Here is a 25,062-nt window from a genome sequence, read left to right as displayed (position 1 = left end):
GGATGAGCATCGTTACCGGAGTTCTCTTAGGCACCCTCGCAGAGACAACCCCCCTTCTTTACACCTCGCTCGGCGAAACGGTGGCCCAGCGCGCGGGCGTTATCAATGTGGGCCTAGAAGGTATCTTACTAGCCAGTGCCTTTACAGCTAGTCTCACAACATATCATATTGGAAACCCGTACATCGGTGTAGGTATCGGCATGTTAACTGGCGTTGCCTTCGCCCTGCTGTTCGGCTTTTTTGCTCTTGTCCTGCATGCCGATCAAGTCGTTACCGGAGTCGTTTTCAACCTCTTTGCGCTTGGCATCACAGGCACGCTCTATCGCTTTCTTTTCGCCTTACACGATAAAAGCCTTATCACGGCCCAGCTCCCACTCCTTCATCACACGGTAACCCTCCTAACGCCGCTTGCCCTTCCGGCCGTCGCCCTCGTTTGGTGGTGGCTCTACTCCACACGCAGTGGGCTTGAGTTACGCGCCTGCGGCGAACAGCCTCTTGCAGCCGACGCAGCCGGCATCTCCGTTCGCAGAACGCGCGCTATTGCTCTTATTTTTGATGGAGCGATGGCAGGTATTGCCGGCGCCTTTCTTTCCGTCGCCGACTCCAACACCTTCGTGCCGAATATGTCGGCAGGTAAGGGCTTTATCGCCCTCGCCATTGTTACAGCAGGCCGCTGGAACCCTATCGGATGCCTTGTAGCCTCACTGCTGTTCGGTTTCACCAATGCTCTGCAGTTTCAAGCCCAAGCCCTTGGTTTCGATGGGCTCTATCGGCATATCGCTGCAATCTTCCACCTTACTACGCTTTTGCACCGGCTTAATCTCGATCATTTTCCCTATCAGCTATTTCTTGCCCTGCCCTACCTCGTCACCATGCTGATTCTCTTCGGCAGCAGCCGCTCCACACGCGCTCCTGCAGCACTTGGGCGTCCCTATCGTAAAGAGTAAATAGAGGACCAAAGAACCTATGCTGATCATGACACGTCGTCTCTATTTTGCTGCCGCCCACCGAGATATCCAAGGTTCAGAGCTAACTGGCCATACCTACACCCTCGACGTGGCCGTAAGTGGCCATATCAACGAACGCACCGGATTACTGGTTAATATCAAGGAGCTAGATCGTATTGTAAAAGAGCACGTTCTCAACCAAATAGATGGGAAATGTCTGAATGATCGCCTGTCATTTTTTCAAGCACACCTGGCAACCCCAGAGAATATCGCTACCTATATCGCCGGAACCGTTCACCCTTTTCTACCTTCAGATATTCATCTGCACTCTGTTCGGCTGCAACCAACCCCTGTCCTCTATACAGAGTGGCTCTCTTCGCTTAAGGAGGTCTCTCACATGCTCCTGACAAAAATTTATGAGTTTTCTGCTTCTCATCGTCTCCATAGCGATTCTCTTTCGGCAGAAGAGAACCGTACTCTGTTCGGGAAATGCAATAACCCTAACGGTCATGGGCATAACTACGAACTGGAGGTGACGATCTGCGGCCCCATTAACCCGATAACCGGCAGAGTGCTTCCGCCGGAACGCCTTGACGCCGTCGTGGAGCGCGAAGTTCTTTCCCGCTACGATCACCGTTACCTCAATTTAGATGTTCCAGAGTTCGCTCATGTGGTACCTTCGGCGGAGATGATCGTAAAAACCATATGGGAACGCCTGCGCCCGTGCATACCAGCACCGGCACGCCTCTATCGGTTGCGCCTCTATGAGACGCCAAGGAATCTATTTGAGTACTCGGAAGAAGACGACAAGGAACAACGATGAAATCGAAACTTGAAGAGATCTATGCCTCTCTCCTAGAAGAGATAGGCGAAAATCCGGAACGTGAAGGGCTTATCAAAACCCCGCACCGAGCTGCCGAAGCGATGCGATTTGTTACGCGCGGCTATCGGATGAACCTAGAGGACATCGTGAACGGCGCCATTTTTAAAGCCGATTCCGACGATATGGTGATCGTGCGTGGCATCGAGTTTTTTTCAATGTGCGAACACCACCTTTTTCCCTTCTTCGGCCACGCTAATATTGCCTATATCCCAGACGGGCGAATTATCGGGCTCTCCAAACTAGCCCGTATCACGGAAATGTTCGCCCGCCGACTGCAAGTCCAAGAACGTCTTACCGTGCAGATCGCCGAGGCCGTGCAAGAGATTCTCAAACCGAAAGGAGTGGGGGTCGTCCTGCAAGCAAAACACCTGTGCATGATGGCACGTGGGGTGGAAAAGAAGAGCAGCGACATGGTAACAAGCCACGTGTTGGGCGTCTTCCGAACCGATCGCAGCACAAGAATGGAATTCATGAATTTGCTCGACCTCAAAGAGGCGTAGAAAATCGAGCGAGAAAGGACTTCGCTCTAGCGGCACGCCGATTAGAATGGTTTTACAGGTCGCCCGTCTACACGTACTTCAAAATGGCAATGCGGCCCTGTAGCTAAACCGGTAGCCCCTACACGCGCGATGATCTGCCCTTGATGCACCGTCTCCCCCACATGCACCAACAGCTCAGAGCAGTGACCGTAGAGCGTGGTTAAACCACGCCCATGGTCTATGACCACGGTATAGCCATATCCGTTCAAATAGGAGGCCACAATAACGGTGCCATCTCCAGCCGCATGAATGGGCGTCCCCTCCGGCGCGGCGATATCTACCCCGGTATGCATGCGATAGCGATGCAGAATTGGGTGATATCGCATTCCGAACTCCGAGGTGATAACCCCATTCACCGGCTTTATCAGCTCACCGCGCCAGATGGGAGCGATGGCAAAATGCTCTTCAGCTTGGCGCAGCTCACGCCTCGGCGCATTGGGATGGGCCGCACGCCAGGCTGCCTCCTCCTCACGTCGCCTCTCCTCCAAAAGCCCCGAAAGAAACTGAATACGCGCCGTCATCGCCTCGGCCTCGCCTTCCAGTTCGTCCAGTTCTTCTTCCTCTTGAGTTCGCAAAGCCACCGTATGGCTTAACGCCTCCTCCTGCGCCCACTGCAACGTCAAATACTCTTTCTTCCGCTGCTCGTAAAGCGCAGCGAGCTGTTGTTGCTGAGCCTCTTGGGCCTCCAAACGGCGCTTATCTATCTGAATTTGCACGATATCTCGCTGCACTGAGTTGATCAGGGCCATATCGCTCCGAACAATCTGCCGCACATACACCCCGCGTGATAGGAGATCGGAAACGCTGGCCGCTCTTAATAACACTTCAGCATAACTTATCTGGCCTCGCATATAGTTCTCGCGAATGCGCTCGGCCAGCATTTTTCGCTGAAAAGCCAGCTTCTTTTGGGTGGCTGCCAAATGCTCCAGCACCACCTGGTGCTGATGCTCTAGAGCGCTCATGCGGTCACTAATGTCCTGTAAACGCGCACGTGCTGCATCTACCTGCTGCTTCGTGACATGCAGAACAACGTGAAGATGACGCTCTTTAACTCGGGTAGCGCGAATTTTTGCACGCACTGCAGCGATATGACCTCGTAGACCGTGCAGTTGAGAGGCCAACTGCCGTTTCTTTCTCACCGCCTCGCGCGCAAGTTCGGCCGTTACTTTCTGAGTCTTTTTGGGCGATTGCCTCGATGGCCTCGTGTGGTTCGAGGGAGGATGTAGAGGAGAGCCAATGCAGCTGCGTCCAGAAAGCAAGCATTGGAGCATACAGAGGATGATAAGGATAGAGGAAGTATGTCTCATGTCTGCCTCAAAAACCGATGGATCGCAAGCTGGCTGCCGGTGATACCGATAAATGCCCCCACGCAGATAAGCCCAGCTATCACTTCAAAGGGCGTTATCCGCGATGGAATATCTCCCACGAGCGGCGAATGGAGGCTACTTACAAAACGGCTCACCTGACGGGCGGCAAAAAGGAGCAAGCCAGAGGCGATGGCTCCCCCTAAAATGCCATGAAAAGCTCCCTCTAGCAGGAGAGGAAAACGAATAAAGGAGGCGGTTGCACCCACCAGCTGCATGATGCGAATCTCGCGTCGGCGCGCAAAAACCGTGAGTCGAATGACGTTCTGAACGCTAAATAGGGTCGCAACAAAAAGCGCGATCGCAGCCGTGCCTCCTAAAACACGCACCATTCGAGCGAAGGCTCTTAGCATCTGAACTTCGGTGTTGGCATCGTTTACCTGTTGTAGTTGCGGAAAATGCTTCTTATTGCGGAAGAAAGCCGCTAACTTTCCAACATCGGCGCTATCGCGCGCCTGAACGGTTAGCTTATCCATCAAGGGGTTCATAGGCATGGCTTGGGTTAGTTTTGGCTCTTCGTGCTCCAGCATCGCCCATGCCTCCTCTTTCGTTACCAGATGCACCGCGGCTACAGCCGGGAGCGTCTCGATCTGGTGCTTTAGGGCGATGACTTTATCCCTAGGCACGTTCACGCGCAAAAACAGATCGATCTCGTTGAATTTTTGGGGCTGCGCCGCAATGTACTCGTTGATGCGAAACCCCAACCACAAACACCCTCCAAGCACGGTGAGGGCAACCGTCACGGTACCCAAAGCTGCCAACGACATTAGGCCATGCCGACGGATGTTCAGCCACGCTTCTTGTACGAGGAAAAAGAGACTATCGAGCTTCATTGTCTTCCCTCATCACGACGGTTGCATAGGCGCCCTGCGAATCGTCACGTACCAATCTTCCATCGGAAAACTCGAGCACGCGTCGCTGCAATCGGTTCACGATCGCCACATCGTGCGTGGCAACCACCACCGTCGTCCCCTTTTGCGCGTTGATATAGGCCAGCAGGTCAACGATGCCCGCCGAGGTCTCCGGGTCTAGATTGCCGGTTGGTTCGTCGGCAAGCAGAAGATGTGGCTCGTTGACCAAAGCGCGGGCAATGGCCACCCGCTGCTGCTCACCGCCCGAAAGCTGGTGCGGGAAGGCGTCGGGGCGACTTGCCAAACCCACCATCTCCAATACCGCGGGCACACGCTGCCGAATCTGGCTGCGCCCGGCCCCAATAACCCGTAGCGCAAAGGCCACATTTTCATACACCGTGCGATCGGGCAAAAGCCCAAAATCCTGAAACACTACCCCTAAGCGGCGACGGAAAAATGGGATGTCGCGGGGCCTCAGTCGGCTCACACAGATACCGTCCACGGTAACTTCGCCCTGTGTGGGCACCTCGGCTCGATAGAGCAGCTTTAGCAATGTGGATTTACCTGCACCGCTCGGTCCTACCACAAAAACGAACTCTCCCCGTTTCACACAGAAATTGATGTGTGATAACGCGGGAACTCCTTCCGGATAGATCACCGATACATTGCGGAGTTCGATCATAAGCCTTCAGAGCTAACTTCTGAGAAGCCGCTTTCTTGCATCGAGGATAACAGATTAAGACATTTTTTCGCGCCCTCTGTCAATCCCCCCTTCGAAGCTGCTCCTCTAAAAAGGATTTTAGTACAAGCGCGCTGTTATGTTCCGTATCGCGCGCACTATAGAGCAAGGTCACATTCCCCTGGCGAGCCTCTTTAACTAACTCTTGCAGGAGGGAAGCCTCGGCCCGCGCGAGCTCGGCACGATAACGCTGCTGAAACTCCGGCCACTTCGATGGATCATGCCCAAACCACCGTCGCAACTCAGGCGACGGGGCTAACTCTTTTAACCACTCGTAGATGTGCAGCGCTTCCCGTTTCATCCCTCTCGGCCACAACCGCTCTACCAGATAGCGCTTTCCGTCATCTGGTTCTTCTGGCTCATAGACCCGTTTCACTTTGATCACCTTCCGAATCCTCCAGGTCTTGTTACTTCTAGGGACGGCTGGCCATCTATGGCCTTTTGCAAATTACCATCGGCAAATTCCGAGAGCGCCGGCTGCGCATGCGCAGGAGTCTGTTCGACCTTTATCAGAAAGGCCTGGTCGTCGCGTGAAATCTTCTCCCAAGAGTGCCTGAGAATAATTTCGGATGATTTCCTTTAATTTCCTTTAAGCTTAGGCAACAAGGATATGGTTCATCAATGCCGATGCCTATCGCCCCGTTGGGCCTGACGAGTCGGAACAGCTGTTGCAGCCTACAGGGAGGCAAAAGAAAGACGGGGGTTATCTGAAAAATGGTTTTTTGTTTACCATTGCCTTCCTAGGTCAGGAGGCTTTTCTAACAGCAGCCACATTCGCGCTATTCCATTCATGAACAGGCATTATAGCGCAGATAATGGCCACTGTCTACTAAAGGGTTACAGCTCTTAGCACCACCAGGAGAGGCTTGTGCTACAATAAGGTTATTATTACTAACGACAGGGCGGCTCTGCCACGGTCCCCCGAATCACGAGCTCCGTTGGCATAAGCTCTTTGATGCCGGGGGCGCGTTTGTGTTCGATCTGTTCCAATAACAGCTCCGTAGCTCGTGCTCCTATCTCGACTAGCGGCTGCCGCATCGTGGTAAGCGGGGGTTGGATGGTTGATGCCGTAATAATGTCATCAAAGCCAATAAGCGATATCTCTTCAGGTACCTTTACTCCATGCTCAGCAAACGCTTTCAGCGCTCCAATCGCCAACTCATCGTTTGAGCAGAAGACGGCTGTTGGCCGCTCCGCTTGGGGCAGAGCCAGTAGCCTCTCCGCCTGATGGTACCCAAACTCCTCAAAATATTTGCCTGGGAATATCCATTTTTCGCAAATAGGGAGACCAGCCTCCATGAGGGCTTGACGATAACCAGTCAATCGCTCGTGGGTGCTGTCCGTACTATCATGACCACAAAAAATGGCGATCTTTTTATGTCCCATCTCGATAAGATAGTTAACTGCCCGGTGAGCGGCTGACACATTGTCTACATCTATGCAGGTGACATCCTTGCGGTCTGTCATGTAGTTTACTAGCACAAAGGGTACCTCGCGTGCAAGCAACTCATCTATTACCGTTGGGTTGTGCGGTAATGCGACAATCACAAGGCCATCACAGCGTCCATCGCACCAACGCATCAGGTTCTTAGTAACGTCACACTCTAAATTGTCCGTAAACAACAACACGTTCTGGTTACGCTCCATCGTTGCCCCTAGAATGCCTTGCAACACCGTCATAAAATACAGATTTGGCACGAGGTGATCGTAGTGTGTGAAGACGACCCCAATGGTATGAATGCGTTTCTGCACTAATCCACGCGCCAGTGCGTTGGGAGTGTAGTTGAGACGACGCATGGCCTCTTCTACCCGCGCTCGTGTACGAGCGCTTATACGGCGTGGGCCGTTGTTGATAACATATGATACGGTGGATGGCGCCACCCCACTTGCTTCTGCCAGCTCGCGAATCGTAACCCCCATAGTTTTCTGTCACCTTTTCTCTACTTTATATCTAACACCTGTCACCCTTCGTATATATGATACAATGAAAAGAGGTTACTGTCAAGAGAAACACGCACAAAAAGGAACAGATGAAGTCCACAATGAGCGACTCTGCCACGCAAAGCCCTTTCAGACCCACGCTTTTTCAGGTGTTGCGCCTTACTCTGCGCGATTTTTGGGATCATCTTGGCTTGGCCATATCCTTCAGCCTGCTCCACAGTCTGCTAATCCCTCTGCTCATCTCTGTTCCTCTCAGCGCCATAAAGCTTTTTCACAGCCCCCCTCATGCGAGCTATTTTCTGCTTATCCTGCTGACACTACCCATTTTTCCGCCCTTTTTCACGGCCTACTGTTTTGTCGCCTACCGAATTTGCACGGGGCGCTCGGTATCCTGGGCTTATCTGCTTCAGGGCTTTCGTCAACACTACTGGCCAGCCATGCGCCTTGGCCTCATTCAGCTGGTCATTACCTTCGGGTTGCTTGCAAACCTCCTTTTTTATACTTACAGGCATCATCCTTTCGGTACCCTCCTCCCCCTCTTTTGGGCTTACATCCTCCTTTGCTGGTCACTGCTTCTGCTCTACCAATACCCACTGCTGGTTTTACAGGAGAACGGGGTTTTTGACGAAGAAAACCGGCGGGCGCGCCGTGGAGCTTTGGCCGCTATTCGTCGCTCCTTTTTTCTTACCCTGGGGAATCCGCTCTATACTCTAGGCCTTCTTTGTATCACCGCACTGCTCGTGCTGCTCTGCTTTCTCACCGGTATTGCTTGGATCCTGCTCTACCCCGCGCTCCCGCTACAACTGGTAACGCGCGCCACCTGCCTTCTGCTTGCACGCTATGCGCTTATGCCGCCTCCACCTCAGAACACGCCCATCGAAGACACGCCCTGGCACGTCGAACCCAACCCAGAATCGAAAATCACATCAGAGCCGTAAACGATCGCGCGCCTAAAGACGCCAGCTTTGGTCTGGCGCGCATTCGGACCTGCCTCCGAATCGTACGGCCGGTTTACAGCAGCCCAACTGCAATGGGGCTAGCCGCGATCCTATCCGCCAACCTAGCCAAAGGGAAGGGCAAAGGCATTGCGCCCGTGCTGGTCCTGCATCCCTGCTCCGCTACTCTAAAAGAAGCCGTTTTGCAAGCTGAGCCAAAGCGATTTCACCCGGATTATCCGCCGTCCAACACACCACCTGCAGCTCCTGACAGAACAGCGCCAGTGCGAACCTATTTCCTACTGCATCGGTAACGATGCCGACGTCGTTGCGAGCCTCATCAATCGAACCTGTCTTGCCAGCATAACGCCACTCCTCCGGCAGATAGCGCGGGATGCAATCGCGATAGTGCTGCTTGGAGAGAATAGCTAAAAACTCTTCACATAGGGCCTCACTGCCCAAGCTACCGGTTGCGATCATCTCAAGAAGTTGCAACATCTCCCGTGGCGTTGTCACGCCTAAGCCATAGGGATTGGGAAGGGCATCTCTGGCATACACCTTGCGAAAGCAGGTGGTTGTCTCCAACCCAAGCGCTCTCATCCGTGCATTAATAGGGTTCACCCCGCCAATATGCTCGATAATCATATTTGTGGCGGTGTTATCGGAAAGAACGATCATCAGTACGCACACGTCGCGCAAAGTAAGCTGTAGGCCTGCCGTCAGTTGCGAGAGGATGCCCGACCCAGGCACCTTTTCCTCATCGGTCAGCACCAAAGGTTCCTCCCACGCCCGTCGGCCCTCCGCGACCTCTAAACCAACATGCACTAGAATAGGCAGCTTGATAACGCTGGCCGTACGGCATTTATGCTCCGCGTTGTGTTGCACGACCTTCCGTGTCTGTAAATCCTCTGCAGCAAAACAGAGCACCCCGGTCGAGGCCTTTTCAATGGCAGCTACATCGGCCCAAAAACGTTCATCTGGCGTCACTAGGCTCGCAACTTGCTGCATCGCGTCCCTCCCCTGCAAAACATCCTAAACATTGTGACACAGGTGGCGCACACAAACGTACAGCTTGCTCGATTCTTCGTGCGCAGAGGGTACAATAGAGCATAATGTTCGAAACTCTGCAAGGAGCGCTTTTCTGTTGAAACGTTCGCCCCTGCCGCTGAACCGACTCGGCCTTCCCATGATAGCCGTCCTGATTATCGCGACAGCTATCTATAGCGAGATGATCGCGCACCCTACCTATCACGATGGCAAAATCCACGTTATCTACTGGGAAAAATGGACGGACTTCGAAGGCGATGCCATCCGCAAGACGGTCGAAGCGTTTAACCGCTCTCAAAATCGCATTCATGTAGATCTCCTCACCGTCAGCGGCATTGAGAACAAAACCCTTCTTGCCATCGCCGGAGGAGACCCGCCCGACGTAGCCGGCCTCTACGGCCCCAATGTGGCCCAATATGCCGACGATAACGCGATTATTCCCCTCGATAGCTACTGCAAACGCTATGGGCTAGACCGCAACCACTTTATCCCCGTGTTTTGGGATATGGGGCACTATCACGGCCATCAATACGCACTTCCAAGCACACCTGCTACCACCGCTCTGCACTACAACATGGCCATGCTACTTGCCGCCGGTATCACTCACCCACCGAAAACAATCGAAGAACTGGATGCCGATGCCGCCAAGATCACCACTCGTGATGCCAACGGCAATATACAGAAAGTCGGTTTTCTACCCACAGAGCCAGGATGGTGGAACTGGGCGTGGGGCTATTTCTTTGGCGGCAAACTGTGGAATGGAAGCGATAAAATCACGGCCACCGATCCCGGTAATATCCGGGCTTATCAGTGGATACAATCTTACTCCCAAAAATATGGGCCGGGCAATTTGCAGTCCTTCCGAAGTGGCCTAGGAACTTTTTCTTCCCCTCAAAACGGCTTCCTCGATGGCAAGGTCGCCATGGAGCTTCAGGGCGTATGGATGTATAACTTTATTAGTCGCTTCGCGCCTCAAATGGAAAAACCGAAACGCATATGGGGCGTTGTGCCTTTCCCTTATCCTGCTGACCGGCCGGATCTGGCCAATACCTCTGTGGCCGACGAGGACGTCTTAGTGATCCCGCATGGGGCAAAACATCCGAACGCCGCTTTCGCCTTTATTCGGTTCATCGAATCGCGTAAGGGCAGCGAAATGCTGTGCGGCCTTCAAAGAAAGTTCTCTCCGCTGCGCCACGTAGACCCCCAGTTTTATGCGACTCACCCTAACCCCTATATCAAGTTGTTCGTGAGGCTAGCCTATAGTAAAAACGTGATCACACCGCCCAAAATGGGCATATGGCCTGAGTATAGTAGCGCCCTCTCTAATGCGATAGATGAGGTAACACTCATGGAAAAAACACCCGAACAAGCCCTCGAAGAGGTGCAAAAAGAGATGCAACCGAAGTTAGATGAATACCTGCGACGCCTACATCTACGTCAACAGGTCATGCACGAGGATCAGACTCTCCCTACGCAAGGAGCTAACCAATGAAACAGAGCCGACGCGAAACGCGCACTGCGCTCCTCTTCGTTCTTCCATGGTTCATTGGGTTCACTGCCTTCCTGCTCTACCCGGTGGTCGCCTCTATCTACTTCAGCTTCTGCGACTACTCCGTTCTCTATCCGCCCGTCTTCATCGGGCTCGCTAACTATCGTGACCTCGTCCACGACGCTATTTTCTGGCAAACGGTTCAAAACACTGTCGTCTATACTCTCTGGGCGTTGCCCATCAGCGCTTTGGTGGCGCTCTCGTTGGCCCTGCTACTAAATACAAAGGTGCGCGGGATGGCCTTTTACCGAACTATTTTCTTCATTCCTTCCCTTGTTCCCATGGTGGCTCTCGCCATTCTCTGGCAATGGATATTTAACGGACAGTACGGCATCCTCAACGCCTTCTTGCAGGATCTTGGCATTAAAGGCCCTAACTGGCTGGGCGATCCGGCCTGGTCAAAAACGGCTCTCGTCGTGCTTTCGGCATGGGGTGTCGGCAACGCTATGGTAATCTACTTGGCCGGACTGCAGGATGTGCCCCGACAACTCTACGAGGCTGCTGACCTCGATGGAGCGGGCTGGTGGGCCAAAACGCTCCATGTTACCCTTCCCATGATCTCCCCCGTCATCCTCTTCAACGTCATCATGGGCATTATCGGTACCCTTCAAATCTTTACGGTACCCTACGTCATCTCACCTCAGGGCGCACCGGCACGCTCCATCTATTTCTATGCCATGTACCTTTTCGATAACGCCTTCATCTACCATAAAATGGGCTACGCCTGTGCCATGGGTTGGATACTGTTTGTTGTGATCCTCATTTTAACCCTTGCCGCCCTTAAATTTAGCGAACGTCATGTGCATTATGGCGGCAATTAAGGAGTTTGCGATAGATGAGCGAACAACAAGCTTCTGATACCTTCGCGACTAATCCAACCTTGGAAGGCTTCTTAGACAAAGATGGCCTGCAAGCCCAGGCTATTTTAGCAAGTATCACCGATGCTTTCTTTGCCTTGGATACGAACTGGCGCTTTGTGTACGTCAATAGTAACGCCGAAAAGCTACTTCGTCGTTCGCGACAAGAGTTACTGGGGCAAAATATATGGGAAGTCTTTCCCGAGGCAGTGGGTTCCACATTTTATGTGCAATATCATCGGGCGATTGAAGAGAGATGCTCTGTTGCTTTTGAAGAGTTCTATCCGCCTTTAGAGACCTGGTTTGAAGTCCACGCCTATCCTTACGTCCACGGGCTTTCGGTCTATTTTCGTGACATCAACGACCGAAAACGCGTGGAGGAGCTTCTGCAACGCGCCCATGAAGAGGATCGCCTTTTTACTCAGAAACTTACCGCACTTCAAGAGATTACCTATCAACTTGCCCTTGCCCCTGACAAAGAGACCTTCTATAAACTTGCTGTGGAGTTAGGACGAGAACGGCTCGGCTTTGATAGGCTTGGTATCTGGTGCCTAAAAGAGAACTTTATTAAAGGCACCTTTGGTACAGATGAAGGGGGCAAAACCGTGGATGAGCGATCGGTTCAACGCCCTCTTCCAGCCCTCGACGCTTTGCATCAAATACAGCATAGCCCCCAAGCCATCGCCGTCATCGAAAATTCCACGCTCTGTAACGCTCTTGGGGAGCCAGTAGGTCATGGAACTTTGGTTTTTGCCTCCGTCTGGAATCATAACCGCTGTATTGGCTTTCTAAGCGCCGATAACCTACTTTCTGGACAACACTTTACCCCGCAGCGTCTAGAGCTTCTTCGCCTCTACGCCTCTACACTTGGCCATCTCTATACTCGCCTGCAAATTCAACTCTCTCTCCAAGAGAGCGAAGAACGCTACCGTTCCCTATTTCGTAGCATCCCAGACCCCGTCTGGGTCTTCGACATCCACACCCTCCAGTTCCTCGATGTAAGCGATGCCGCGATCGCGCATTATGGATATAGCCGAGACGAATTCCTTAAAATGACCATCCGTGATATTCGCCCGCCGGAAGATTGGGAGGCATTAGAAGAACGCCTTGCTCACCTGAAAGCCGGTTATTCTCCTCCTACTCTTTGGAGGCATAAACGGAAAGACGGCACCATCTTCGAGGTCGAGATTACCTCACATGATACCAACTATGCCGGTAGGGAAGCGCGTATTGTTCTAGCCCGCGACGTCACCGAACGTAGACGCCTTGAGACACAACTGCTTCAGGCACAAAAAATGGAAAGCATCGGTAGACTTGCTGGTGGCATCGCACATGACTTCAATAACCTGCTCGCTGCCATCGTGGGCTACCTGGAGCTTTTAGAAGATCACATTCAATCCGATGCCCAGGCGCAAACGCATCTGCACCATGCCCAGCAAGCTGCCGAACGTGCAAAGCAACTTACCTCCCAACTCCTCGCATTCGCTAGAAAACAGATCACGCGTCCGCAAAATCTCGACATCAATCGTCTCATTGTAGACATCGGGCAGCTCCTGCGCCGCATTATTGGGGAAGACATCGAACTGACTTTTCGCCCCAGCAATAACCTCTGGACGGTCAAAGCGGATCGGAGTCAAATGGAACAGGTGCTCATGAATCTGGCGGTCAACTCGCGTGACGCCATGCCTCATGGAGGGCATATTCTCATCGAGACTCACAATAGAACCGTCTCTGAAACGCTTACCTTCGCTCAGACGGTGATTCCGCCTGGGGAGTACGTCTACATTCTATTCCGCGATGACGGTGAGGGAATGAGTGCCGATGTGCTTGCACGTATCTTTGAGCCTTTCTTTACCACAAAAGAGGTCGGCAAGGGAACCGGGCTGGGGCTATCTACTTGCTATGGCATCATTCGGCAAGCGGGCGGATATATCGCTGCAGATAGCGCCCTGCAGGAAGGAGCTGCCTTTCATATCTTTCTACCGCGCAGCTATGAGGAGTCGGACGTACAACCTGCTCCTGTTTCCTCCTCATCCCCAAGCGGAAATGAGACGATTCTGCTTGTCGAAGACGAGCCGCTTGTGCTACAAACGTTAACGCTCTCTTTAACGCGCAAGGGCTATCATCTCCTCACGGCAGAAAGTCCCGACGAAGCTCTGGAAATTCTCGCAAAATACCCAAAACCCATTGATCTTCTTATAACCGATGTGGTCATGCCCCAAAAGAGCGGATTAGAACTTGTGGCTCAAGCTCATCGCATCCGACCCAACCTGCCGGTACTCTACATTTCCGGCTATACGGAAGAACACACAAAAGTGCAAAACCTCGTCCATGAGGGCACTGCTTTCTTACAAAAACCTTTTACGCCCTCTACCCTAGCCCGCAGAGTGCGCGAAATTCTCGATGCACCCAAATCAAAACCTGTTTAATACACGGAGAACGTCATTCGCCATGCACAAAAAACGTTTCCTAACCTCCCTTCTCATACATGCGGTGCTCATTACGCTTTCCTTTGTATTCGCCTTTCCTCTGCTCTGGATGATCTCAACGTCGCTGAAGCCGATCGATCAGACCATGCATATGCCTCCCATATGGATCCCACATCCTATTGAATGGCAAAACTATGTCGCTGCCTTCACCTACGAGAGCAATCAGCTACACTATATCCCCTTTCTTATTTATGGTCGCAACACCCTCATTCTTGAAATCCTTGTGGTCAGCGGCACCGTCTTTTCCAATGCCTTAGTGGCCTACGGTTTTGCACGGCTTCGCTGGCCCGGCCGCGACCTCGTCTTTAAGCTCACCCTGGCCACCATGATGATCCCCTTCCCGGTCCTCATGGTGCCCACGTTTGTGCTCTTCGAAAAGATTCACTGGACAGGCACCTATCGCCCTCTTTGGGTGCCGGCTTGGTTCGGCAGCGCCTTCTACATCTTTCTATTGCGTCAATTTTTTCTCACCATTCCTTTCGAGCTTTCAGAGGCGGCAAAAATTGATGGATGTTCTGAATGGGGCATCTTCCGAGAGGTCATCCTGCCCTTGGCAAAGCCAGCCTTGGCCGTCGTTGCCCTCTTCACATTTATGGGCGTATGGAACGACTTTCTCGGCCCTCTTATCTATCTAGCCCATCAGAACATGTACACACTCGGTTTAGGCCTACAAAACTATCAAAGCCAAAATGGGGGTACGCAATGGAATCTCCTCATGGCTGCCTCGACCATTGTGGTAGCTCCGGTTATCGTGCTCTTCTTCTTCACTCAAAAACAGTTCATCGAGGGGATCGCTGTCACCGGTTTAAAGGGCTAACGTGAACGGCTCACTTCCTTGATCGGACAGGTGCGACTATTTTTAGAACGAAAAATCACAATAGGGGCGTAGGAACCTACGCTCCTACTGTCTCCGGGTGCACACATTTTATGAACGCCAGCCTCTCTACACGCACAACCCACAGGTATTCAAACAGCGAGTGCATCCTTTCGACGCTCTCTCGCTACTCGGACAACAGCGCGCCACAACCGACTCACAGCTCGGCCGATAGTGATCGCACTGGCCCTCACGGGTGAGCAGTTTTTAACGTCGGAAGCCGTCCCCTAACACCATGGCCTCAGTAAGATAACTCCCCATTCTGAACGGCTAGCACAAACTGCATCATCTCTTTTTCATAGCCGAAGTCTTGCGGTTCATCATCAGGCGGGCGGAGATATCCCTCCTCGGCGATCCGTTGATGGATCTCCTTCCGCACCAAAGCGGCCATAGAGCATCCTTCCCAGTAGGCTCGACGTCGCAACCATTCGTACTCTTCGGGGGTCAGGCGAATAGATAACACGCGGTCGCGCAATAGAACACTCCTCCTTTTTATGGTAACTTCGGTCTTATTTTGGCTGCTCCTGTTTTGATCTGCGGCTCGCACAACGCATTCCCGGCGGCGTATCGAACGGCACTCCACGCCGATCGGCCATCTCGTGCCCGATAACCTCTAACTCTTCCGCGCTCAATAGCGCTGCCGCAAGAGGAAAAAGCACTTGATCTTCCATACCTATATGACGGCGATAGGTGTTACGCAGAAAATAGAGCTTTTCGAGCAGCTCCTCGAGCTCCTGCTTTTCTAGATATCCTCTCGCCAACCACCTTTTCCCAATCTCCCCAACCGCCTTATGTAGCGCTCCTACCACATCGTGATCGGCCTCTAACGTCCTGATAATGCGTTCGGCCTCCTCATGCTTCTTGGCGAGCAAGCGAGGGAACAAAGAGACCTCTTCGTCGGCCGTATGCAGTGGCTCTGCGTTTTCAAAATACCGCAAGGCCGTATCTAGCTCATCCCGATAGGCTTCGTTTAATCCATCACCCTCGGTCTGCTCAGCCACATGAATGAGCTGTTGCAGAAACCGCTCGATGCGGCGATGACAATCGCTTAGTAGCTGCAGCGGCTCACGAAAGCTGCCTTCAGCCTTTGCTCCAATCTGTAGCGCCATTTCCTATCTCCTCCTTAGATTCTACTCTCTTTTTAGAGGGCTGAAGAGAATCCTCCAGCCCTCTATCCTCCCACGTCTACCCGGCTTTCGCCGCCCGTAGGCTATCCTCCTTCACAAGCGCACGCGGAAAGAGAATATTGTTCTCCTTATGGATGTGCATATGCATGTCCTCCTCTAACTCGGCAAGCCCAGCCAGTAACACACGAAATGTATTACAGGCATCTGGGGGTGGGGTGAAATCGTTTGTCAATCGGCGCATCTCGGCGAGGTCGTCTCCAGCAATGTCATGCTCGCGCTCCATTGCCTGGATGGGGTGCCGCAATGTGCCGGCGCAAAAGGTAGGTGGCATCTCCGTAGCCGTATCGAGCAGCTTGCACATCGGAAAGAGCACAGTCTCCTCTTTGGCCATGTGCAACTCCTGATCGCTCTGAAAACGCTTAAAAAGCTCATGCACCTGTACCATCTCCGGATGCCGATCGCCATGCATCAAAGCCACTTTCGCAGCCATCTCTTGAAGTCGGGGAAGCTCTCTGCGAAGGTACTCGTGGTGTGTCGCAACAATGTGATCTACCAACTTGCTCAAAGTAGCCTGGCCCCAATCTCTCTCTGAAGCTGGCGGTGTTGCTGCATCATGCTCGCGGAGGGCGGCAAGTACCTCAGCTGCGTTCTTGCCCTTTTCGGCGCACGCCTCACCGATGGTCTTCTTCCCTCCGCAGCAGTAGTCTAGCCCGAACGCTTCGAACACACGCGCTCTATCGGGCCGCTCCACTACAAGCTGCCCTATTGTCTTCTGAACATCAATCTCAATCATTTCTTACCTCCTTTGAGATTTAGGTTCGTAACCTCGTTCTCTCAACATCGAGATTGTCTAGTGCACCGTGAAAGCACGAAAGCAGCGGCCTTGCCCATGAGAGGTAGCAATACAAGCCGCTTGTTGAAAGACGATAACTAACTATCTATAAGCGACCCCACCACGAGCCCTACAACAATCCATAATCGCGCGTAACGCATCAGAAACCCTCCGCGGTTTAGATGGTAAGCAGTTTATTTTGGATATCATCATCCACTTATCAATATTATATGCTTTGGGGTACACTACATGTCAACCTTTTGGTAAAAAAATTTTTTGGAGAACGATTTGGACGACCATGATCTCACAGACCGCTGAATATGCTCTACGTGCCATTGTCTATCTGGCAAAGGAGCCGAATGTCGCAAAAACAACAAAAGAGATCGCTGAAGCTACACGAGTACCAGTAGGTTACCTTTCAAAGGTGCTGCAAAACCTAAGTCGGGTAGGGCTCATCAGCTCACAACGCGGCCTTTATGGCGGCTCGCGCCTTTTGAAAGCCCCTTACGAAATCACCATCTACGAGGTAGTCAATGCCGTAGACCCCATACCGCGTATACGCACCTGCCCGCTTCGGCTGGCCGCGCACGGTGAAAACCTGTGCCCCCTCCATAGACGCATTGATGGCGCTGTGGCCATCATTGAAAACGCCTTTCGTTCCACTACCGTAGCCGAGCTTATTGAGGAGGCCGCACTGGAGAGCCAGATCTGTCATTTCCCTAATATAAACTCTTGAGGATGTAACTAGGTAGGCGAGCGCAGTCCGAAACCTATCTCCATTGGGACGCAAGCTCGGAAACCATAGGCCAAATATGTCGCACGATGAGCGTTTACCGGCGTAGCCGTAGAGTCGTGAAACGCCTAGCGCTTTCATTACGTCTGTCGTATTAAAAAAACCCTACAGGACGATGGAATATGCCAGGAACAGCGCTCTCCGCCGGCTACTTTAGAGCAAAGACCTCAGCTGCGCCTTTTGCCATACTCTGTTTCGCGCTTGGCCTTGACGTGTTGCTAATCGTCCTCATCGGCGTGTATAACTACGAGCGCCTTCACGCCGCATTTGCACCCTGGCTCGCAACGCTCACCCTGTGGACGCTTGGCTTGCTGCTCTATCTGTTCGGTATCGGCGTTGTAAAGGCACTCGCATGGCGACCCCGCACCTTCATCGTCACCAACGAAAGCATCAGCGTCCGACAAGGCCGCTCGCTTCAGCGTATTCCCTTCAACAAAATTCGTCTCTATGCTCTCGATGAACGCTTAGCGGATCCAGATACCCCGCATCAGATGGCTCTCTGGGGCAATGGCGTGTTCCTGCTTGTTCCCGCGAATATCGCTCAATTAATGGAGAGCCAGTCTCAGAACCTCACTCAAATTGCCCTACAAACAACACCACAGATTCGAGAGGGCCGCATCGTGTTACGAGCCCAGCGTTTGCTCCGAGTGCTCGAACGCCGTCAATCGCGCTTAACCATGCTCCTCATTCTAGCAGGCCTTCTCGGAACACCGCTTCTCCTACTGTCCAGCATCTCGATGCAGCATACTCTCGGAACAGACTCTCCATTTATGGTTGCCATCGGTAGTTCGATGGTGTGCTTGTTGTTGTGGGAGCGCACCTATCGCATCCAGATCAGAAAACTCCGCGTTGAGAACGAAATACTTGCCTCGCTTACCAAACATAGCATTCCCTTCCTTATAGAAAAGCTCCACCTCTTCTGCGACCTACAACGGTTCGATATCTGGCAACACTACGGTGCGCGCCAGGCACTAGCAAAAATCATCCCCACCCTCTCTGAAACCGAGCGACTGGTGCTGCCCGCCCGCAGCTATCTTCGCATCTATACACTGCTCTGTCCCCAGCGTGCTGATGAATGGAGACAGGCGCTTAAAAGTTGTCTAGATCCAGAGAACCTTCTCGATGCCGCTTGCATGACAGGTCGATTCGCCGGGATTATTGGTTTGGTGTACGTGCTGTCAGTCCTATCTGACAACTCTCCGTATTACTATTTGCATTTGCGAGGCGATTGGATGGAGAACTCCCCGTCTGACGCGCGCCCAGCAACTCGAACCGAAATGGAGAACCTTTTCCAAGATCATCAGACGTGCCGTGTTCTGCTTCAGCTCTTGGCAAAAACCGGCCAACACCATACCCTACCAGTACTTCGGAGTTTCCTCTCCGATTCAAGGTATGATAGAATCGATTCCGTTCTTAGCCAAGAGGCGGAGAACTGCATCGAGGTCTTAACCCGATCTTTGCAACAGTCCTCCTCTGTAGAAAAATCGTTGGGGCAGCACGCATGAGCTCTCGAAAAAAGAACCTAAGTATATGGGACCTGCTAACTGTCATCTTCGTTCTCGTGATGGTACTGCCGTTTCTCTTCTTTGGCATTATGCTGAGTATGTCTCATGAGGATGGTTTGGGAATAAGTTCGTTTTCGCCCTATAAAGATATTTTTACTCTAATATTCCGAGTTGCAGGGTTTTGCTTTATAATCCCATCCTCTTCATTCTTGTATGTATCCGTAACATTGTAGAACAGTTCGCCAATAGCACACCTGAAAGACGACGAGCGACCAACGACGAAGCCGAAACGACATCCTCAGAGCCAAGGAAGCCCTCTATAGACGAGATGCCAAGATATCGGAGGAGCTCATTCGAGTATCCCCCTCACAAGACGGGTCTATCCTCCCAAGAGGAGAATGAGAATCTTCATCAGCACTAAAGGCCAGATCGCTTCCCGATAAGGCGTCTTAGCAGGCGTTTGCCCATAACACCCATATAGATAAACTCGTTGCGCACCAAACGAGCCACATTAACGACAGCTGCTAGCAGACGCACAGGAGGCGATGCCGTTTTGCGATAGTAGATAAAGCTGCTCCTCAAAAGCAGGCGCGCCATCTGCCGATACTGGCTTTTCACGCTGCCCATCCAGTGGTGTACCACCTCTGCTTGCGGTAAGTAGACAACCCGGTAGCCCGCTCGCTTTATTCGCCAACACCACTCCACCTCCTCATAGAACATAAAAAAGGCCTCATCCAACATCCCAACCTCTTCAATAACCCTCCGTGGCACCATAATGCATGCGCCCGAAACGTGGTCTACGTTCCACTGTACGTCAAAATCATCACGCCCAAACTCGAACTTCAGCCCTAATAAGCGCGAGAAAAGCTTCCTGATCACATCGAAGCCGAGCAGTTCGCGCAATGGAGATGGAAAGGGACGCCCGTTGCGCTGAAGGCTGCCGTCGCTGTTGAGCAGTTTCGGCCCTATGGCTCCCACATCGGGGTGCGCATCCAGATATTCCACCATCCGTCGTAACGCGCCTGGTTTGGGCTCTGTATCTGGGTTCAGCAAAAGACAGTATCGCCCAGAGGCCCGTTTCAATGCCAAATTGTTGGCTTTGGCAAACCCTAAGTTCTCCTTACTTGCGATCAGATGCACTGCGGGAAATTCGGCAGCCACCATGTCGGCGCTGTGGTCTTGTGAAGCGTTATCCACCACCCAAACTTCGTATTCTAAACCCGCGGCCGCCGCTGGCAAACTCGCCAAACAGGCACGAAGCAATTGGCATGTGTTGTAATTTACGATAACAATAGAAAGATCCATCGGTCACCGAAATATGGTAGAATAGTGTGTAGGAGGGAATGGTCTATGCCTTCATCCCTACAAAAGGATACCACGCCGACCTTACAGTTAGGCGAAAAAGCCCCGGATGCCTCCGTCCAATTAGCCGATAGCGGCGAGGCAGTGGCCCTCTCTTGTTTCTGGACTCAACGTCCCACGCTTTTCGTATTCCTTAGGCACTTTGGTTGCCCCTTCTGTGTCGAACTAGTCCATCAACTTCGTCAAGCAAAAGATCAGTTCATCGGTGCCAATGTGCAAGTCGCACTTATTACCCTAGGCACCCCAGAACGTACTCAAAACTTTTGTCAACAACAACGCCTCGACGCACCCTTTATCTGTCTTAGTGACCCCACGAGAGAGGCCTATCGTGCCTTTGCTCTAGGACGTGCCTCGCTCGCCCAGTTCACCACGAGCCACGTCATTTCGAGTGCCTTCCGTGCCATGCTTCATAAACATTTCAGCCTGCTTCCGCAGGGCGATCCTTTCCAAATGCCCGGTGTGTTTCTCGTAGATCACCAGGGCACGATTCGCTATGCTCACTACTATAATGACATCGCTGACAACCCCACCATCAGCGAACTACAAGAGGTCATTCGGCAGTTATGAAAACCTCTTGCAACAAAACGATGATCATGTTTATCCTGAAGACACCGACTCACGGCCTCATAACAGCTTGACAAAACAGCTCTATGCGAGGGTACAATGAATGCAGAATGGGCGGTTGGCTCAGGGGTAGAGCGCCTCGTTCACACCGAGGAGGTCGCTGGTTCAAATCCAGCACTGCCCATTTTTGCATTTTTTAGAAAACCTCAGTCCGTTCCACAATCGCAGCTCGACCCCGCTATCCTCCATGCTCAGCAAGTGACAGTCCTGCTTTGATGTTTCCGAAGAACAGAGTGTCGGCCCTGAGGCGGCAAGCAATAGCCGCCGTGTGGCAGTGATCGTGACGACACCCTCGCGTACCCGCACTCTAAAGTCTCTTACTAACGGAGGGGTCTGTGCTGCTCCGCCTGGCGAAAGCCTGTTGACACCGCTGTAAAAGGTCGTTATAATGGCGTAAACCTGTGGTTTTCGGAGGAGAACTTTGGAAATACGGGCGATTCCCATTGATCATATCCTTGCTGATACCGCACAACCTCGTAAATACCACGATGAGGAGAGTTTGCAGGGACTTGCGGATAGCATCCGGCAGCACGGTTTGCTGAACCCCATTACCGTAACCCCCATCCCCGGCTCTCCTCACTACCGAATCGTCACGGGTGAACGCCGGTGGCGCGCGGCCAAATTGGCACGCCTCGATGCCCTTCCCTGCGTGGTACGAGAGATCACCGACGAGGAGCGCCTCACCGAACAGCTCATCGAAAACCTTCAACGCGAAGACCTGCAGCCCCTCGAAAAAGCGCGCGCTATCCAGCAAATTAAAGAGACCTTGAACCTTACCACCCGCGAAGTCGCTCAGCGGCTAGGCCTGTCGGAACGCTCGGTAAACTATCTTCTCGACCTGCTCACCCTCCCCGAAGAGATCGGCGAGGCCGTCGTCTCTAGCCCCAATAGACCCTCAGCCGGCCAAATTACCGAAAAACACGCACGCTATCTCAAACAGCTGAACTCATACCCCGAATTGCAGCAACAGGTGGTGGAACATATTCAACAAGAGCGTCTCAACAGCGAAGAGACCGAGAAACTCGTTCGCGTCATACGTACCGATCCCCTTCGCGCTCAGGAGATTTTGGAGACTCCTCCCGCTCAAAGGGAACAGATCTATCAGCAACTCCGTGAACTTCCCCACATGGACGATGAGCGTGCCGTTGTCGAGAACCATATGCCAAGTAGTCATGCAGCGCAGAAGGTTTTGGACATATTGCCGCTTCTAGCCGATATCCAAATCGAGCAGCTTCAAGAGGATGAACTAACCGCACTGCAAGAGGCTCTCCACTCCCTACAGATGGTCGTTGAAAGTCTGTTGCATGCCTGCAAACAACGTAGCACAAATTTCTAGCAATACGGTACACTATAGAAAACGGGCTTTTGTCCCATAACCGACAGCCCTTATGCCGATGCTTTGCTGAAGAGGAACAGAAACCATGACCCAGGTTGCACCCCGTGGCCCTTTGGCCTTTCGACTGATTATGCGCGAGGACGGCATCGCGCGAGAGCTTGGTGGTGAACTGACCCAGGCCGTTAGCGAGACCGACTTCTTGCTGCGTAAAGCGCTCGACCTCGGTGCCTCCGACATTCACCTGCAGCCGGAACGCAATCGCATGCTTGTGCGCTATCGCATAGATGGCATTATGCATGATGTGGGGCAACTCTCCATAGACATCGTGCCCAACATTCTCGCACGCCTCAAACTTGCCGCCGGCATGCACATAGACGAACGGAGAGAGCCGCAAGACGGCCGTATTGACATGGAGTACGGCACGCGAAAACTAAGCGCCCGCGTCTCCGTGCTGCCCATGTTGAACGGGGAAAAGATGGTCCTGCGTATTCTCGACCCGGTCGGTGCCAGGGTGGAGTTAGATAAACTGGGAATGCCACCCGACGTGCTGCAAAAGTGGAGCCAGGCCATTCAATCCGCCTATGGCATGGTGCTCGTTACCGGCCCTACAGGTAGCGGCAAAACCTCTACCCTCTACGCCTCCATCAACAAGCTAGACCGCACTCGCCGTAACATCGTTACCGTGGAAGACCCCATTGAGTATGAGTTCGCCGACCACATCACCCAAGTGCAGGTCACGGAACGCATGACGTTTCCGCGCGTTATGAGAGCTTTCCTCCGCCAAGACCCCGACGTCATGATGGTCGGCGAAATGCGCGACCCCGAATCGCTGGCAATCGGCATTCAGGCAAGCCTAACGGGTCATCTCGTTCTCTCCTCCCTCCATACGAACAATGCGGTGGAGACCATCGGCCGCATGATCGACATGGGTGGAGAGCCTTATCTTATCGCCTCCACCCTCCAAGCCGTTATGGCCCAGCGCCTCGTACGTACGATATGTCTTAACTGTAAACAACCCTACCAGCCCCCTCGTGACGAGCTGATCGAAATAGGCCTCAACCCCGATGCGATGCAGGGGAAAACTTTCTACAAAGGCGCTGGCTGCGAACAGTGCCGTAAAACGGGATACCGAGGACGTATCGGCATTTTCGAGATTCTGGTGAGTACACCGGAGTTGCGCGAAATGATCGCCCGTCGAGCCACCATCGGGGAGATCTATGAATACGCCCGTAAAAAACAACAGATGCGTACCATGTTAGAAGACGGCCATCAAAAAATTTTCGCCGGGCTTACAACCCCCAGAGAGGTCTTCACCGCTGTCTACTCCACCATGACCTCTGGTTTGACTCCTGGCATGGAAAACGGAGGGCTGGGATGAGAAGCCGAAGCTTCTTATCCCCCCTCTGTCTGCTCTTTCTTCTCTGCGCGATCGGCCAATGCCTAGGGCAGCTCAATCCGTTCGCCCGTAAGGACAACCCCTTTCTCACCGCCTTCACTCTCGCCTGGCACACTCCTTTGCCCGATGATACAGCACTGTTCGAGCTTTGCCCTATCCGGCAAAATCAACAGGACGACCTTTTGCTGTTGATCGGAACGGAAAGCCCCACCGACTTTCGACGGCGACTTTTGCTTACGCATTGGGATGGCTTTCGCTTTGCAACCGACGCTACGGCCTCTTTTATTGGATGGGCTACGGATCCTCTCATCGCCGGCCACTTCGCCGACTCTTGGCCAACGCTTGCCGCACCAGACGAAACCGATGCGCAACCACCTAAAAACAAAATCGTGAAAACCCCAAAGCTGCCGATGGTGCAGATCGTAACCTCTGGTGGCATCTTTATGTGGAAAGGTGGAGGTTTTGAACGCCTCTGCGATCCCCCACCGGCGCTCCGCTTCAGCCTTATCCGCCCTGGTCAGCTCGACCTCCTGGTCTGCGGTAACGGCGATAATACCTCGGTATGGACGCTGAACGCAGGCAAACTCGTGACCGATGACCTTCACCTGAACCCCACCGAGGAGGGCTACCCCCATTGGGGCACTGGTACCTACCCGTTTGAAGGCCGACAAAACCTCACAACCAACATACTCTACGCTCAAACCTACTGGCAAGGCCAGAGAAGATGGCTCATTGGAGTTTTGACAGCAGGCACAAGCGGAAGCCCAACCGGCACGCCCGATGGCGACCGCCTCATCGTCTATGTGCCTAAAGCTGACGAGCGCGATAAAACCTTCTGGCAACTGACTCGCTTTGACGATTATGAAGAGAGCTGGCGTAGCGATCCGCTGCCGGGCAAAGTCCTCGATGTGCGTATCGGTGACCCACGAGACGACGGGAAAATAGGCCTGCTTGCGCTCGTAGATGAAGGCAAAGGAAAACGCGAACTCTACTGCTTTCAACCAGTGCGGTAATTCCATGATCTGGAGTGTGAACTCAGTCACCTAGTTTTCATAAACACAAACAACACCCT

General features: G+C 52.8%; 24 protein-coding genes and 1 tRNA gene. 15 read left to right on the top strand and 10 right to left on the bottom strand.

Features of this window, described 5'->3' with window-relative positions; translation table 11 throughout:
* The first annotated feature begins 2 nt into the window (after positions 1-2).
* Genes CCALI_RS00445 through folE form a run of 3 tightly spaced genes read left to right on the top strand, consistent with a single transcriptional unit; the run spans position 3 to position 2,330 of the window.
* Positions 3-947, top strand: a complete 945-nt coding sequence (locus tag CCALI_RS00445) for an ABC transporter permease (RefSeq protein ID WP_016481495.1) — start codon at positions 3-5, stop codon at positions 945-947.
* A gap of 19 nt (positions 948-966) precedes the next feature.
* Positions 967-1,770 carry a 6-carboxytetrahydropterin synthase gene (locus CCALI_RS00440; RefSeq protein WP_016481494.1) on the top strand — a complete coding sequence of 268 codons (804 nt, stop codon included), beginning with the start codon at positions 967-969 and terminating at the stop codon, positions 1,768-1,770.
* Positions 1,767-2,330 carry a GTP cyclohydrolase I FolE gene (folE, locus tag CCALI_RS00435; RefSeq protein WP_016481493.1) on the top strand — a complete coding sequence of 188 codons (564 nt, stop codon included), beginning with the start codon at positions 1,767-1,769 and terminating at the stop codon, positions 2,328-2,330. Before CCALI_RS00440 ends, folE begins: the two co-directional genes overlap by 4 nt.
* A gap of 41 nt (positions 2,331-2,371) precedes the next feature.
* On the opposite strand, the gene CCALI_RS14550 is transcribed toward folE, so the two are convergent.
* From CCALI_RS14550 to CCALI_RS00410, 5 genes are all read right to left on the bottom strand, one after another.
* Positions 2,372-3,508: a murein hydrolase activator EnvC family protein gene (locus tag CCALI_RS14550; RefSeq protein ID WP_172636609.1), complete on the bottom strand. Its 1,137-nt coding sequence runs from the start codon at positions 3,506-3,508 to the stop codon at positions 2,372-2,374.
* 164 nt (positions 3,509-3,672) lie between these two features.
* Complete coding sequence (locus CCALI_RS00425; protein ID WP_016481491.1) at positions 3,673-4,566, bottom strand: permease-like cell division protein FtsX; 894 nt, start codon at positions 4,564-4,566, stop codon at positions 3,673-3,675.
* Positions 4,553-5,266, bottom strand: a complete 714-nt coding sequence (ftsE, locus tag CCALI_RS00420) for a cell division ATP-binding protein FtsE (protein ID WP_016481490.1) — start codon at positions 5,264-5,266, stop codon at positions 4,553-4,555. Before ftsE ends, CCALI_RS00425 begins: the two co-directional genes overlap by 14 nt.
* A 79-nt stretch (positions 5,267-5,345) precedes the next feature.
* Entirely contained in the window at positions 5,346-5,708 is a 363-nt protein-coding gene (locus tag CCALI_RS00415) for a DUF488 domain-containing protein (protein ID WP_016481489.1), read from the bottom strand.
* 506 nt (positions 5,709-6,214) lie between these two features.
* Positions 6,215-7,243 (bottom strand): LacI family DNA-binding transcriptional regulator, encoded by a 1,029-nt coding sequence (locus CCALI_RS00410; RefSeq protein ID WP_016481488.1) that lies wholly within the window; start codon positions 7,241-7,243, stop codon positions 6,215-6,217.
* Positions 7,244-7,353: 110 nt separating this feature from the next.
* On the opposite strand from CCALI_RS00410, the gene CCALI_RS00405 reads away from it, so the two are divergent.
* The gene (locus CCALI_RS00405) at positions 7,354-8,202 is read left to right on the top strand and encodes a YesL family protein (RefSeq protein WP_016481487.1); all 849 of its coding nucleotides are present in this window, start codon (positions 7,354-7,356) and stop codon (positions 8,200-8,202) included.
* 180 nt (positions 8,203-8,382) lie between these two features.
* Here CCALI_RS00405 and CCALI_RS00400 read toward each other — a convergent pair whose 3' ends face one another.
* Positions 8,383-9,207, bottom strand: coding sequence for a serine hydrolase (locus CCALI_RS00400; RefSeq protein ID WP_016481486.1), 825 nt, complete (start codon positions 9,205-9,207; stop codon positions 8,383-8,385).
* 136 nt (positions 9,208-9,343) lie between these two features.
* Here CCALI_RS00400 and CCALI_RS00395 point away from each other — a divergent pair, with 136 nt between their 5' ends.
* From CCALI_RS00395 to CCALI_RS00380, 4 genes are read left to right on the top strand one after another with little or no spacing between them, the layout of a single operon-like run.
* Positions 9,344-10,738 carry an ABC transporter substrate-binding protein gene (locus CCALI_RS00395; RefSeq protein WP_016481485.1) on the top strand — a complete coding sequence of 465 codons (1,395 nt, stop codon included), beginning with the start codon at positions 9,344-9,346 and terminating at the stop codon, positions 10,736-10,738.
* Positions 10,735-11,616: a carbohydrate ABC transporter permease gene (locus CCALI_RS00390; protein ID WP_016481484.1), complete on the top strand. Its 882-nt coding sequence runs from the start codon at positions 10,735-10,737 to the stop codon at positions 11,614-11,616. The genes CCALI_RS00395 and CCALI_RS00390 overlap by 4 nt, the downstream gene beginning before the upstream one ends.
* 14 nt (positions 11,617-11,630) lie before the next feature.
* Entirely contained in the window at positions 11,631-14,081 is a 2,451-nt protein-coding gene (locus CCALI_RS14545) for a PAS domain S-box protein (RefSeq protein WP_016481483.1), read from the top strand.
* Positions 14,082-14,103: 22 nt separating this feature from the next.
* A complete protein-coding gene (locus CCALI_RS00380) occupies positions 14,104-14,958 on the top strand; it encodes a carbohydrate ABC transporter permease (RefSeq protein ID WP_016481482.1) in 855 nt (284 codons plus the stop codon).
* 298 nt (positions 14,959-15,256) lie between these two features.
* Here the strand turns inward: CCALI_RS00380 and CCALI_RS00375 are convergent, their stop codons facing one another.
* The 3 genes from CCALI_RS00375 to ric form a co-directional block, all read right to left on the bottom strand.
* Positions 15,257-15,490 (bottom strand): hypothetical protein, encoded by a 234-nt coding sequence (locus CCALI_RS00375; RefSeq protein WP_016481481.1) that lies wholly within the window; start codon positions 15,488-15,490, stop codon positions 15,257-15,259.
* Between the two features lie 34 nt (positions 15,491-15,524).
* Positions 15,525-16,124: a hemerythrin domain-containing protein gene (locus CCALI_RS00370; protein WP_016481480.1), complete on the bottom strand. Its 600-nt coding sequence runs from the start codon at positions 16,122-16,124 to the stop codon at positions 15,525-15,527.
* Between the two features lie 76 nt (positions 16,125-16,200).
* Positions 16,201-16,935, bottom strand: a complete 735-nt coding sequence (gene ric / locus CCALI_RS00365) for an iron-sulfur cluster repair di-iron protein (RefSeq protein ID WP_016481479.1) — start codon at positions 16,933-16,935, stop codon at positions 16,201-16,203.
* 337 nt (positions 16,936-17,272) lie between these two features.
* On the opposite strand from ric, the gene CCALI_RS00360 reads away from it, so the two are divergent.
* Together CCALI_RS00360 and CCALI_RS00355 are read left to right on the top strand one after the other, a co-directional pair.
* Positions 17,273-17,710: an Rrf2 family transcriptional regulator gene (locus CCALI_RS00360; protein WP_016481478.1), complete on the top strand. Its 438-nt coding sequence runs from the start codon at positions 17,273-17,275 to the stop codon at positions 17,708-17,710.
* A 179-nt stretch (positions 17,711-17,889) separates the two neighbouring features.
* A complete protein-coding gene (locus CCALI_RS00355; RefSeq protein WP_016481477.1) occupies positions 17,890-19,272 on the top strand; it encodes a hypothetical protein in 1,383 nt (460 codons plus the stop codon).
* 417 nt (positions 19,273-19,689) lie between these two features.
* On the opposite strand, the gene CCALI_RS00350 is transcribed toward CCALI_RS00355, so the two are convergent.
* Entirely contained in the window at positions 19,690-20,577 is an 888-nt protein-coding gene (locus tag CCALI_RS00350; protein WP_016481475.1) for a glycosyltransferase family 2 protein, read from the bottom strand.
* A 45-nt stretch (positions 20,578-20,622) separates the two neighbouring features.
* Here CCALI_RS00350 and CCALI_RS00345 point away from each other — a divergent pair, with 45 nt between their 5' ends.
* The 5 genes from CCALI_RS00345 (at position 20,623) to CCALI_RS00325 (ending at position 25,003) form a co-directional block, all read left to right on the top strand.
* Complete coding sequence (locus CCALI_RS00345; RefSeq protein ID WP_016481474.1) at positions 20,623-21,201, top strand: peroxiredoxin-like family protein; 579 nt, start codon at positions 20,623-20,625, stop codon at positions 21,199-21,201.
* 109 nt (positions 21,202-21,310) lie between these two features.
* Positions 21,311-21,382, top strand: a tRNA-Val gene (locus CCALI_RS00340).
* Between the two features lie 297 nt (positions 21,383-21,679).
* Entirely contained in the window at positions 21,680-22,594 is a 915-nt protein-coding gene (locus CCALI_RS00335; protein ID WP_016481472.1) for a ParB/RepB/Spo0J family partition protein, read from the top strand.
* 85 nt (positions 22,595-22,679) lie between these two features.
* Positions 22,680-23,972 (top strand): GspE/PulE family protein, encoded by a 1,293-nt coding sequence (locus CCALI_RS00330; protein WP_016481471.1) that lies wholly within the window; start codon positions 22,680-22,682, stop codon positions 23,970-23,972.
* Positions 23,969-25,003 (top strand): hypothetical protein, encoded by a 1,035-nt coding sequence (locus CCALI_RS00325; protein ID WP_016481470.1) that lies wholly within the window; start codon positions 23,969-23,971, stop codon positions 25,001-25,003. Before CCALI_RS00330 ends, CCALI_RS00325 begins: the two co-directional genes overlap by 4 nt.
* The last annotated feature ends 59 nt before the right edge of the window (positions 25,004-25,062 follow it).

This window comes from Chthonomonas calidirosea T49 (assembly GCF_000427095.1).
In the GTDB taxonomy this organism is placed as follows: Bacteria; Armatimonadota; Chthonomonadetes; order Chthonomonadales; family Chthonomonadaceae; genus Chthonomonas; species Chthonomonas calidirosea.
Note: the sequence above shows the minus strand (reverse complement) of the source record. Positions and strands in the feature narration are given on the sequence as shown.